Raw genomic sequence first — 12,408 nt, 5'->3', positions numbered from 1 at the left:
AGCCTTTATTTGAGAGTTCCGCCGCGAGCACGCAATGCTTCGGCAACATGATCGGCATCGTCAAGCGCGGCCAGTGACAGCGGCAGCACCAGTTGCCAGCCTGGGCGCCTGCGCGACCGGGCGCGCCATGCTTCAACAAGCTGTCCGGCCTTGGCAATCAGCACCGGCGAAAAGCGTATCACCAGCGGAATGGCCGTTTCGAGAATTTGCGTCGGCATCCCGAGGCGACGCAAAGGCGCATTCAGAAACCGCAGCAGATGCACGAAATCTTCAAGCGGCGTGGTCATCGTCACCAGATTGGCCAAGGCGATCATCGTGACGACCCGTACCGTGATCTCCACCCCTTCAAGCGCGGTGTAGAAAGCCAGATGCCAGAGAAAAATCACCGCGGCAAACGGCAGAACCGGGCGCATGGCCTGCAAGCCAGCGCGAAAGAACACCCACCCCGGAAGCGCGTAGAGCACAAGACAGAACACGAATGCGCCAAGCTGGAACCAGACCGACTGGACCATGAAAAGCGTCGTGGTCGCAATGCAAAGCGCTGCGACCTTGGCCGCCACCGGCCATTGATGGGCGCGTGTTTTAACGGGAGAGGTGAGAGAGATCATCGCTCTTGCCCTGAAGGATCATTTCTTCAACATAGCGGGTCAGAACCGTTTGCGCATCCCCGGTTTCCCGGATCTGGCCCTGATCGATCCAGAACACTTCGTCATAGCCGTGCAAGTCTTCCGGATGGTGGGAAATGTGGAGAAGACGCGCCTCACCACCATTCAGATAGCGCGACAGCTGATGCCGCGTCGGAATATCGAGCCCGGCAAAAGGCTCGTCGAGAATGATCAGCGCCGGGCGCATGGCGACCACCGCCATCATGCAGACGAGATGCTTCTGCCCTTGTGACAAAGACTGGATTGCGGCATCGGCCCAATGTTCCTTGGCGAAATCGCCCAGCACCTTTGTCGCCATCGTCCGCGCATCGGCTTTGGTTGCACCTTGCTGGCGCAGGCCGAAAGCAATTTCCTCAATGACAGTTGGAAAAATGATCTGGTGTTCGGGGTTTTGAAACAGGATACCGACCGTTGAAAGCGCCGCCTTGCGGTCTTCGTAAAGGTCCTGGCCCGCAATACGGATCGCGCCTTCCGAGGGTTTCAGCAGACCAGCCAGAAGCCGCGCAAGCGTGCTCTTGCCAGAGCCGTTTCTGCCGACAATGCCCATTCTGCGCGCTGTAGAGTGAAGCGAAACACCATGCAGGATCGGTCGCCCGGCTATGGCGTAACCGACGCCGTCGACAGCAATGAATGGTGCAGATGCGCCATTATCGGGCATGGTTCAACAATCCTGCTTCTGGCCTACTTCTGGCCTGTTTTCGGCTTGGTTCCGACATTTCTGAAAAGCCTTGCAGGCTTTGACCAGAACCCGGCCGGGATTGCAACCATACAGGCAAGCTCATCGCGCCAAGGGGATCACGATGTTCATTCGTCAGACCGGTTTGTCGGTTCGTCCGTTTTTGCTGTTTCCCGACGGTTAAAGATTGGTTAATGTTCAGTTAATTGCGCCGGTCTCGCGGCGACCCAACGCGGTTAGCGTTGGATGGGGGAGAAAATGAAAAATGCGCAGCGGTTCAATGAAAAGGGATAGCGGGGCGAAAGCAAAATTGCCCGCCAGCACACAATTAAAAACGAATGGACAATTGAAGCGACCGATCTGGATCGACCGGCTTACGGCATCGGAACTGGCGCTCTTTGCCTGCTCATGCGCTGTCGGCACGATTATTGTGCTCAGCCAGATGCTCCAGTTCTGAAGCTGCGGCTTTATGAAAAAGGCGGGACTGAATAGTCCCGCCTTTTGTTTTATCAAGCTGCCAGCGAAGCGATATCGATCACGAAGCGATAGCGCACGTCGCTTTTCAAAACGCGCTCGTAAGCTTCATTGATATCCTGAATATTGATCATCTCGATTTCCGAGACGATGTTGTGCTCGCCACAGAAGTCCAGCATTTCCTGGGTTTCCTTGATCGAGCCGATCATCGAACCGGACAGGCTCTTGCGGCCCGGGATAAGCGAGAAGGCATGGACCGGCACCATATGTTCCGGCGCGCCGACATTCACCATGGTTCCATTGACCTTGAGCAGACCCAGATAGGCATTCCAGTCGATGGCAACGCCCACTGTGCAGATGATCAGATCGAAGCTGCCCGCCAGTTTTTCAAAGGTCGAGGCATCGCTGGTAGCGTAATATTCCTTCGCACCAAGCTTGAGGCCGTCATCCTTTTTCGACAGCGACTGGCTGAGCACCGTGACATGCGCGCCCATCGCATTGGCGAGCTTGACGCCCATATGGCCGAGCCCGCCCATGCCGACGATGGCGACGCGCTTGCCGGGACCGGCGTTCCAGTGACGAAGCGGCGAATAAAGCGTGATGCCAGCACAAAGCAGCGGTGCCGAAGCGTTAAGCGGCAGATTGTCCGGGATGGAAAGCACATAGCCTTCCTTGACGACGATCTGGTCGGAATAGCCGCCCTGTGTGCGCGCCTTTCCTTCGGCATCATCGCAGTTATAGGTCTGGATCAGGCCCGGCAGATATTGTTCGTTGTCGACGTCGCGCGTCGCACAGCCGACACAGGAATCCACAAAGCAGCCGACGCCAACCTTGTCGCCGACCTTGAACTTCGTCACCTTGTCGCCGACAGCCGTGACGATGCCCGCAATTTCATGACCGGGAACGATTGGATAAACGGCATTTTTCCACTCGTTGCGAACCGTGTGAATGTCGGAATGGCACACACCGCAATACTGGATCGAGATGACCACATCGTCGGCATTGGGTTCGCGGCGTTCAAATGTGAACGGCGCCAGCGGCTGATCCGCATCGGTGGCGGCATAACCTCTTGCAATAGCCATAATAAACTCCGTTTTTCAGGGGAAAATTGGGGGAGGATGAGATGATCAACTATGCTCCGAACCGGGAAAACAGGGTAGACCGATCCTGCAAGCTTCTTGCACAATCCTGCAAATCTGATGTGCTCGACCAACCCTGTCCCTTGGTTTCGATTTCCGAAAAGGATAAATAAGGACCGTGTCGGATCGTTGACAAAGCAAGGTGCCCATGAACTTACCCATCGATGCATATAGGGAACTGGCGTCGCTTGCCGAGCGCTTCATCGAGACCGATGGCGAGCGCAAAACCGCGATCGACGGCCTGTCGATAAGCAGACGTTCGACACCAAGCGTGCCCTGCCATGGCAGCTATCGCCCGTGTCTGGCCATGGTTCTTCAAGGCGCAAAATCCTTGCGCCTTGGCTCCGCCACGATCAACTACGCAACCGGGGAATATCTGGTCACTTCGCTCGACCTGCCGGTGACCTGGCGCGTGGTAGAAGCAAGCGCCGAAGCACCGCATCTTTGCTTGTCGCTCGCCATCGACAGTGAAAAGCTGGTTGATCTTCTCGGTCGCAGCGACATTCGCCGCGGCATTGCTCTCTCGGAAAACCAGTGGGGCATCAGCGTCAATGCGGCTCCTGCCGGGCTGGTCGATGCGGTGATCAGGCTTTTGCGTCTCCTCGACAGCCCGGAAGATATTCCCGTGATGGCGCCGCTGATCGAACAGGAAATCCTCTATCGTCTGCTGACAGGCCCAAGCGGCGACCGTCTGATCAATATCGCCACCGTGGACAGTCAGGCAAACCGGATCGCGCGCGCCATCGGATGGCTGCGCCAGCATTTTGCGCTGCCTTTGCGCATCGAACAGTTGGCCGAGCATGTGAATATGAGCCCGTCGTCATTTCACCACCATTTCAAGTCGATCACTGCCATGACGCCGATCCAGTATCAAAAGCAGCTGCGCCTGAGCGAAGCGCGCCGGCTGATGCTAGTCGAGAGACTGGATGCCGGCACGGCTGGCCACCGCGTGGGCTATCAAAGTCCTTCGCAATTCAGCCGTGAATATAGCCGCCTCTATGGCAATCCGCCGGTTCGCGATATCGAGGCCGCCTAAAAACATTACAAAATTTGTTCAAACGTCTTCACCATCGGCATGCTTTGCTTGCTGTTGCTGTCGTATTCCCTATCTATAACCGGGGCGGGTCGATGCATGCATGATGGTGAAGATGATGAATACAAACGTCCAGGGCTTCTCAAATCCAGAGCGAAACTTTTCCGTTCCGGCCAATGAAGTCGAACGGCTCGAAAGCGTTCGCAGCCTTGTCTCCCTTTCGAGCATCGGTCTGCCTGAACTCGACACGCTTGTCGGTCTCGTCAAGGACGCGTTTGGCGCGAGCACATCCGCCCTCAACATCGTCGATCAGGACTGGCAACGCGTCGCGGCCAATGCCGGGCAGCAAGTCAGCAGCTGCCCGCGCGAGATGACCGCTTGCACATTCGTGGTTGAAAGCGGCAAGAGCTTTGTGGTCGAAGACATGGTTGAAGACCGCTTCTTCTGCACCATGCCCTATGTCACCGGCGAACCGCTTTTCCGGTTCTATGCCGGCGCGCCGGTTTCGGTCGATGCGGGCCTGACCGTTGGCTCGCTTTGCATTCTCGACAACAAACCCCGGCATATTTCCCAGAGCGATCTGGCCAAGCTTGAAGACTTTGCACGCGTTGCGAGCGGCCTTCTGCGCCTGCAAAAGACCAACAAGTTCCTCAATGACGATTCCATTGCCCTCAAGCGTCTGGCCCTGACCGACCGGCTGACCAAACTCTACAATCGCGGCGCGCTTTACGAGCTGGCAATCCCGATGATCGAGGATGCTCTGAAGAACGGCAGATCGGTTGGAGCGCTGTTGATCGATCTCGACCGCTTCAAGGCCGTGAACGACACCCATGGACATATTATGGGCGACGCACTGCTGATCGAGGCCGCGCGGCGTCTGCGCTCTGCCCTTGGGACCGACGATCTGCCGGTACGGGTCGGCGGCGATGAATTCGCGGTTGTTCTGCCCAATGCAAACGGCCAAAACGAAATTGAAGCCGTCGCGGCAAAGATCGTGGCAGCCTTCCGCGAGCCCTTCATCATTAACGGCATTGTTCTGGATGTCTCCGCCAGTATCGGCGCTGTTGTCGCGCCACGCGACGGCCTCACGCCGCAGGATCTGGCGCGCAATGCCGACATCGCGCTCTATGAAGCCAAAGGCAAGGGACGCAATTGTTACAGCGTCTTTGCCGCGGCAAACTGATCTGAGCCCTCTATCCAAAACACCGCAACAGATCAGAATTGACCGGTTGCGGTGTTTGCATTTCAGGCTTTTCAGTCGAAAAACTGGTTCCGCGGCCGCGGCAGTCCGAGATGATCGCGCAGGGTAGAACCCTCATAGTCGCTGCGGAAAATATTGCGCCGCTGCAATTCCGGCACCAGCTTTTCCACCACATCGTCCAGCCCTTGTGGCACGAACGGAAACACCACCGTAAAGCCGTCACAACCAGCCTCATCCAGCCATTGTTGCATTTCGTTGGCGACACTGTCCGGCGTTCCCACGAAAGCGAGACCCGAATAGCCGCCATAACGTTGGGCAAGCTGCCGCACCGTCAGGTTTTCTTCGCGTGCCAGCTTCAACACCTGTTCCTGGCTCGACTTGCTGGCATTGGTGTCAGGAAGTTCCGGCAGATATGAATCCGGATCGAGACCGGATACATCGTGCCCGATGGCAATCGATAGCGACGCAATGGCGCTGTCGTAATGCACCAGACTATCAAGCTTTGCGCGTTTTTCCTTTGCGTCGGCAACCGTCTCACCAATGACGATAAAGGCGGCAGGCAATATTTTGAGGTGGTCGGGATTTCGCCCGACAGCAGCAACGCGGCTCTTCAGGTCGGCATAGAGTTTCTTGGCATCGGACAATCCACGCGGCGCGCAGAAGACAACCTCGGCTGTCTCGGCGGCCAGCTGGCGTCCCGGCTCCGACTGCCCCGCCTGTACGATCACCGGCCAGCCCTGCACCGGGCGCGCAATATTGAGCGGCCCGCGCACGTTGAAATCGTCGCCCTTGTGGTCAAGGACATGCATCCGCGACGGGTCGAAATAAATGCCGGATTGCTGATCGCGCAGGAATGCGTCATCGGCAAAGCTGTCCCACAATCCCGTCACGACATCGAAGAATTCACGCGCGCGCTTGTAGCGTTCATCGTGAACGAGATGCTCCTCTTTGCCAAAATTGAGCGCCGCATCCGGGTTGGAGGTCGTGACGATGTTCCACGCCGCCCGCCCCTGACTGATATGATCGAGCGAGGCAAAGCGTCGGGCGATATGGTAAGGCTCGTCGAAGGTTGTGGACGCCGTTGCGGCCAGACCGATCTTGTCTGTCACCGCCGCCAGCGCTGACAGCAGGGTAAACGGTTCAAAAGACGTGACGGTGTGGCTGCGCTTCAGCGCCTCTTCCGGCATGTTGAGCACGGCCAGATGGTCGGCCATGAAGAAAGCATCGAACTTGGCGGCTTCAAGCTTCAACGCAAAAGACTTCAGATGGTGGAAATTGAAATTGGCGTCGGGATAGGCTCCCGGATATCGCCACGCGCCGGTGTGCAGACTGACGGGGCGCATGAAGGCGGTAAGATGTAACTGTCGTGTCATTCGTTCATTCCCGAAGCAGTTTCGAACCCCAATTTTAAGGGACTTGATCCCGCGACGGCAAGCACGAGCTGTTTCCACCGACCGGCGCAATTGCGCAACATTTTGTTATCGGTAGGGGGGCCTGTAGCAATCGCGACCTGATCGATTTGCAATTCGAAACAGGGCGTAAAAGGCCCGCCCCGATTTCGCGGGGCGGGTTTTCAATCAAAGATTGAATCTTACTTTTCGATGGTGCGGTTCCAGCGGCTGTTGAGCTGCTGGCGGCCTTCATTGACGGCGTCCCAATCGAGCGTGTTTGCGGTTTGCATATAACCGCGGAACGCATCAAGTTTGGCCTGTGCTTCCGGCGTACCGGCCTTGGCCTTCTCGTTCGACGGGATGACATTGCCATGATCGAGAGCCTTGCTCTGCGCATCGGCTGACAGCAGATAATGCGCCAGCTTCTGGCTCAGTTCAGGCTCGCTGTTGCCTGCCAGCACGCATTCGGTCACGGCGAGAACGACCGAACCTTCCTTCGGCTGTGCATATTCAACCGGAATGCCCTTGTCCTTCAGGTTGTTCACGCCGGTTGGCGTCAGCGGGAAGATTGCGGCTTCACCGGTCTGGACCATTTCCGAAATCTTGGCCGACGACGGGATATATTCCAGAACATTCTTGCCGATCATGTCGGGGAACTTCTCGAAGCCCGGCTCGAGGTTCTTGTCGTCGCCGCCCTGAATGCGGTTGAACATCAGGAATGCATGCAGACCGAAAGTCGAGGCCGAAGCCGACTGAAACACAACGGCATTGGCGTATTTTTCGTCAGCGAAGTCCATCCACGAGGTCGGCGCAGCCCAACCCTTTTCGTCGAAAAGCTTCTTGTTATAGGCAATGCCGGTCATGCCCATATCAACGCCGATAGCCATATCATCCTTGATGCGGGCGGCGGGCTGGATATCGGCCAGAACCGGATCGTCGGAGATTTTCTGGCACAGGCCACCATTGATCGCGCGAACCATCACGCCATCGTCAAGCAGCATGACATGCATCTGCGGATTGTCTTTCTGGGCGGTAGCCTTGGCGAGAATGTCTGCCGACGTGCCCGGCACGACCACGACTTTCACATCATTGGCTTTTTCGAATTCCGGCAGGACGTGCTCGGTATAAGCCTTTTCCATATTGCCGCCATTCATGCCGATATAGAGCGTCTTCGTTTCTGCCGATGCGGCGGAAGCGAAAGCGACCGACAGGCCAAGCGCGGCTGCAACGGTTTTCATAATCCGGTTGGTGTTCATGCTACTCCCCTTTGTGGTTTGAGGTTGGATTGTTTTCGGGCGCAAAACGGTCGATGGCGAAAGCGCCGATCGGCGTTTTCGTTTCTCCGTTCACGGCGAAATCGGCCAGCACGGCTCCGACCCCTGGCCCGGTTTGAAAACCGGCGCCGCAGAAACCGAAGGCGTGATAGAGATTTTTGACCCGGCTGCTTGGCCCGATCACCGGATTTCCATCCGGCATTTCGGCCTCGGTGCCAGACCAGAAGCGGATAACCTGGGCATTTTTCAGGTGCGGAAAGAGTTCGATGGCGCGCAACATCACCGATGACGCCGCATTGACCGACGGACGCGAAAAATCCGGGTTCTCAAGCGCTGTGCCGCGCCCGCCGCCCATCACATAATTTCCGCGCGTCACCTGACGGCCATAAAAGCCGCCACCTTCTTCGCCAAGGCTCATCGGCAGGCGAAGCGGCATCGGCTCGGTCACGACCATGGATGGATAAACGCGCTTCAACGGAACAGGCTCACCAAACGAAGCCGCAAAACGGTCAGACCATGCACCGGCGCAGTTGAAGAGCAGGCGCGAGCGGATCTCGATCCGTTCACCCGCAAGATCGGCTCCCGCCAGAATGGCAAAGCCGTCGCCGGTCGTCTGCACGTCATGCACTGGCGTATTTTCCAGCACCGTCGCGCCTGCCGCCTTGGCAGCGCGTGCAAAAGCAGGCGACACAAGACGCGGATTGGCATGGCCGTCATCGGCGCAAAGCGAAGCGCCGGCCACATTGCCGGGCAGCCATGGAAACCGGTCCTTGACCGCATTGCCGCCGATCAGTTCCACCGCAAGGCCCAATGGGCGAACAGTCGCCGCATAGGCTTCCAGACTTGCAAAATGCTCTTCAGTGCGCGCCAGTTTCAAATGGCCGCTGCGGATATATTCGCCGTCGATGCCAATCAGCTCCGGCAGCCGCGCCCATATCTCATGCGCACGCTGGGACAAGGCTATCTGCTCGGGCGCACGGCCCTGCCTGCGCACACCGCCATAATTGACGCCGCTTGCCTGCGCACCGCAAAAGCCCCTGTCGAGCAGGATAACCGACAGGCCAGCCTGACGCATGAAAAGCGCTGCGGAACCGCCGACGATACCGCCGCCAATGATGACCGCATCGGCCTGAAGACGCTGGCTCATGACGCAATGTCCTCGCGGGCCGCAGCGCCAAAACCGAGCGGGATCGGCTTGACCGGTGCCTGGGCGCGGATACGTCCGCCATCAGCGGGTGACGTGTCGCGCATGGAAGCCAGAAGTTCCGCTGCCGCTGCCGAACACATACGGCCCTGACAGCGCCCCATGCCAACCCGGCTCAAGGCCTTGAGGCGATTGATTTCCTGCGTGTTGCCTGCGCCGATCACATCCCGCGCTTCGCCAAGGCTGATCTCTTCGCAACGGCAAAGCGTGACATCGCCTGCCACCGTCTGGAACCAGTCGAGCGGAAACGGAAATGCCTTTTCGACAATCAGGCGTTCGCGATAAATCCCATTCAGTTTGTGAATGAGACGCTGTTCGGTCCTGTTATCGAATGGCAATCCAAGATCGCGAAGAAGCGCGATAGCGGCCAGCTGGCCGCGAATTTCGGCGGCATCGGCACCGGCGATACCAGCACCATCACCGGCGACATAGACGCCGATGCGGCTGGTGCGACCAAGCTTGTCCGTCATCGGCAACCAGGCGCGGTCGCGGTCCTCGAAGCGGAAATCGCAACCGGCAAGATCGGCAAGCTGCGTTTCCGGGCGGAGCGCAAAACCATAGGCCAGCGCATCGCAGGCCACTTCACGCTCGCTCTTGCCCGTGCGATAACGCAGACCTTCGACATGGTCGTCGCCCAGCACGCAATCGGGCCGAACATCATAGTGGATCGGAACGCCCGCCAGTTTCAGACGCAGGCCGTAATAGGCCCCAAGCGCCACGATGCGCGGCGCGTGCAGCGCCAGATGCGCGAGATGAAACTTGGCAGCAAAGGGCGCCGTATCCAGAACAGCCGCCACCTTGGCGCCTGCATGGTGATATTGCCATGCCACCAGATAAAGCAGTGGGCCGGAACCCATGAACACGACGCGTTCGCCAACGGTGCAGCCTTGCGCCTTGAGCGCAGTCTGCGATGCGCCAAGCGTATAGACGCCGGGCTTCGTCCAGCCCTTGAAGGGAAGCACACGATCCGTCGCGCCGGTTGCAAGAATGAGATGGCTATAGGGCAGCTGACCATGCACGCCATCCGTTAGCAGATCGAGATGATCGCCATCGTTGCGCGAAATATTCCAGACCAGCGTTTCCGGGCGATAATCGATAGAGCCGCGCAACGTGTCGAATGTCGTGTGCAGCGCTTCGGCCTTGTTGGCCTCGGACCCATAACGGCTGCGATAGCTGCGCCCGTCATCAATCGGCGGGCGGCGATAAATCTGCCCGCCGGAGCGCATGCCTTCGTCCAGCACGACAGGCCGAAGACCAGCCTTGACGAGAATTTCGGCGGCGCGAATGCCCGCAGGTCCTGCGCCGACAATGACAGGTGCCAAGAGAGGGGATGCAACAGCGCTCATGTCGCAGGCTCCGTCACAAACGCCATGCCTTCTTCCAGCAATGTTGTGCAGGCGCGCAGCCGGCGACCTTCCGCCGTCATGACATGGCAGTCCTGACAAGCGCCGATCAGGCAGAAACCTGCGCGCGGTTCGCCGGTGAATTCGGTATGACGCAGCTTTCCCTGTACCGACAGAATGGCGGTCAGCACAGTATCGCCACGGCGTCCTTCGCAGGGCACGCCGTCAAGCGAGAAGCTGAGCGGCTGTTCGGCCAGCCGATACCGTCTGCGGAACTGGGCCGCCGAAGGTGAAACCGGGATCGTCATGATCGGATCAGCCCTTGCCTACCAGAAGACGGTCGAGGCCGAACATGCGGTCAATGATGATCATGGTGACGGTCGCGACGAGGATCATCAAGGCGGAGACTGCAGCCATCATCGGATCGATGGATTCGCTTGCATACATATACATGCGGACGGGCAGCGTGACCGTCGAGGGCGACGTGACGAAGATCGACATGGTCAGCTCATCAAAGGAATTGATGAAGGCAAGCAGCCAGCCGCCCGACAGACCCGGCAGCAAAAGCGGCAAGGTGATGCGGCGGAACACTGTCCACTCTCCTGCACCGAGCGTCCGCGCAGCATTTTCTGCATTGCGGTCCATGCTGCCGAGCGAAGCGAGAATGAGGCGCAGCGCATAAGGCGTAATCACGATGGAATGCGCGGCAACCAGCCAGACGAATGAACCCGTGAAGCCCATCAGGGAGAACAGGCGCAGGAATGCGACGCCCAGCACCAGATGCGGAATGATCAGCGGCGACAGGAACAGCGCATTGAGCGCATCGCGGCCACGGAAATTATACTGCGCAATGGCAAGCCCGGACGGCACCGCCAGCAATGTGGAGATCGTGGCCGAGAAGAAGGCAAGCTTCACGCTGTTATAGAACGACGTCATAAAGTCGTTATGCTCGAACACAGCCTTGAACCAGCGAAGCGAAAGGCCGTTCCACGGCATGGTCAGCGTGTTTTCCGGGGTGAATGCCACCAGACACACCACCAGCATCGGCGCCAGCATGAAGATGACGACCAGCGTGTGGAAGAAAAGGGCGAAAGGACCGTTCTTGACCATGGTGCTTACCCCAGTTTCTTCTTGGCCTGCCCTTCGAGCAGGCGATTATAGGCGATCATGATGATGAGATTGGCCACCAGAACGATGATGGCAATGGCTGCACCCAGCGGCCAGTTCAGCTCGATCAGGAATTCGTCATAGACGACGGTAGCTGCCATCTTGAGACGGCGTCCGCCGAGCAGGCCCGGAATGGCAAACGAACTTGCCGACAGGGCGAAGACGATGAGGCTGCCCGAAAGAATGCCCAGCACGGCCTGCGGGAACACCACGCGGCGCAATGCTGTCAGGCGCGATGCGCCAAGCGTAAGCGCGGCCGCTTCCACTGACGGGTCGAGCTTTTGCAGCACGGTCCAGACCGGGATCACCATGAAGGGCAGCATGATATGCACCAGACCGATCACAATGGCGGTCTCGCTATAAAGGATCTGCGTCGTCGGCAGGCCGACCAGTTGCAGCAGGCTGTTTACCAGACCATTGCGTCCGAGAAGCATGCTCCAGCCGAAGGCGCGCACCACGACCGAAACCAGAAGCGGTCCGATGATCACCAGCAGGAAGATCGAGCGCCACGGCTTGCGCATATTCGAAAGAATATAGGCTTCCGGCACGCCAATCAGCACCGTGATGACGGTTGTGATGAGCGCGAGCTTGAGAGTTCGCCAGAAGATCGACAGATAATAAGGGTCTTTGAGAACCTGCGCGTAATTGGCGAGCGAATAGACGTTCTCGATGCCCTTGTCATAGCTGTAGCTGTTGAACGACAGCAGGATCGTCAGCCCCAGCGGCAAAAGCACCAGCGCGAAGAAAAGCAGCGTCGACGGCCCGGCCAGGAAAAGCGGCATCAGATTGCGCGGTTCCTTCGGGGCTGCGGATGTATCCTCTGAGATCACCGAAGCCATGC

At 58.2% G+C, this 12,408-nt stretch carries 12 protein-coding genes; 2 read left to right on the top strand and 10 right to left on the bottom strand.

The window, feature by feature from the left end; genetic code table 11:
- Nucleotides 1-5: 5 nt before the first annotated feature.
- The 3 genes from ACTJKP_RS14655 to ACTJKP_RS14645 all read right to left on the bottom strand — a co-directional run bounded on the left by ACTJKP_RS14655 (nucleotide 6) and on the right by ACTJKP_RS14645 (nucleotide 2,897).
- On the bottom strand, nucleotides 6-608 hold the full coding sequence (locus ACTJKP_RS14655; RefSeq protein ID WP_440631156.1) for an energy-coupling factor transporter transmembrane component T family protein: 603 nt from the start codon (nucleotides 606-608) through the stop codon (nucleotides 6-8).
- Entirely contained in the window at nucleotides 583-1,323 is a 741-nt protein-coding gene (locus ACTJKP_RS14650) for an energy-coupling factor ABC transporter ATP-binding protein (RefSeq protein ID WP_440631155.1), read from the bottom strand. Before ACTJKP_RS14650 ends, ACTJKP_RS14655 begins: the two co-directional genes overlap by 26 nt.
- A 527-nt stretch (nucleotides 1,324-1,850) precedes the next feature.
- Nucleotides 1,851-2,897 (bottom strand): NAD(P)-dependent alcohol dehydrogenase, encoded by a 1,047-nt coding sequence (locus ACTJKP_RS14645; RefSeq protein ID WP_440631154.1) that lies wholly within the window; start codon nucleotides 2,895-2,897, stop codon nucleotides 1,851-1,853.
- A 205-nt stretch (nucleotides 2,898-3,102) separates the two neighbouring features.
- Between ACTJKP_RS14645 and ACTJKP_RS14640 the strand changes: the two genes are divergently transcribed.
- Nucleotides 3,103-3,990, top strand: coding sequence for an AraC family transcriptional regulator N-terminal domain-containing protein (locus ACTJKP_RS14640; protein WP_440631153.1), 888 nt, complete (start codon nucleotides 3,103-3,105; stop codon nucleotides 3,988-3,990).
- A 115-nt stretch (nucleotides 3,991-4,105) separates the two neighbouring features.
- On the top strand, nucleotides 4,106-5,170 hold the full coding sequence (locus tag ACTJKP_RS14635; protein ID WP_440631152.1) for a diguanylate cyclase domain-containing protein: 1,065 nt from the start codon (nucleotides 4,106-4,108) through the stop codon (nucleotides 5,168-5,170).
- Nucleotides 5,171-5,241: 71 nt separating this feature from the next.
- On the opposite strand, the gene ACTJKP_RS14630 is transcribed toward ACTJKP_RS14635, so the two are convergent.
- From ACTJKP_RS14630 to ACTJKP_RS14600, 7 genes are all read right to left on the bottom strand, one after another.
- Nucleotides 5,242-6,561 carry an LLM class flavin-dependent oxidoreductase gene (locus ACTJKP_RS14630; protein WP_440631151.1) on the bottom strand — a complete coding sequence of 440 codons (1,320 nt, stop codon included), beginning with the start codon at nucleotides 6,559-6,561 and terminating at the stop codon, nucleotides 5,242-5,244.
- A gap of 218 nt (nucleotides 6,562-6,779) precedes the next feature.
- Nucleotides 6,780-7,835, bottom strand: coding sequence for an ABC transporter substrate-binding protein (locus ACTJKP_RS14625; RefSeq protein ID WP_440631150.1), 1,056 nt, complete (start codon nucleotides 7,833-7,835; stop codon nucleotides 6,780-6,782).
- A 1-nt stretch (nucleotide 7,836) separates the two neighbouring features.
- Entirely contained in the window at nucleotides 7,837-9,000 is a 1,164-nt protein-coding gene (locus ACTJKP_RS14620) for an NAD(P)/FAD-dependent oxidoreductase (RefSeq protein WP_440631149.1), read from the bottom strand.
- Nucleotides 8,997-10,403 (bottom strand): FAD-dependent oxidoreductase, encoded by a 1,407-nt coding sequence (locus ACTJKP_RS14615; RefSeq protein WP_440631148.1) that lies wholly within the window; start codon nucleotides 10,401-10,403, stop codon nucleotides 8,997-8,999. The genes ACTJKP_RS14620 and ACTJKP_RS14615 overlap by 4 nt, the downstream gene beginning before the upstream one ends.
- Entirely contained in the window at nucleotides 10,400-10,708 is a 309-nt protein-coding gene (locus ACTJKP_RS14610) for a (2Fe-2S)-binding protein (RefSeq protein WP_440631147.1), read from the bottom strand. The genes ACTJKP_RS14615 and ACTJKP_RS14610 overlap by 4 nt, the downstream gene beginning before the upstream one ends.
- 7 nt (nucleotides 10,709-10,715) lie before the next feature.
- A complete protein-coding gene (locus tag ACTJKP_RS14605) occupies nucleotides 10,716-11,510 on the bottom strand; it encodes an ABC transporter permease (protein WP_078338214.1) in 795 nt (264 codons plus the stop codon).
- 5 nt (nucleotides 11,511-11,515) lie between these two features.
- Nucleotides 11,516-12,406 (bottom strand): ABC transporter permease, encoded by an 891-nt coding sequence (locus ACTJKP_RS14600; protein WP_440631146.1) that lies wholly within the window; start codon nucleotides 12,404-12,406, stop codon nucleotides 11,516-11,518.
- Nucleotides 12,407-12,408: the final 2 nt, after the last annotated feature.

Origin of the sequence: Brucella sp. 22210 (assembly GCF_052045675.1) — a bacterium.
Classification (GTDB): Bacteria; Pseudomonadota; Alphaproteobacteria; order Rhizobiales; family Rhizobiaceae; genus Brucella.
The sequence above is the reverse complement of the archived record's forward strand: the minus strand, read 5'-3'. Positions and strand labels throughout refer to the sequence as shown.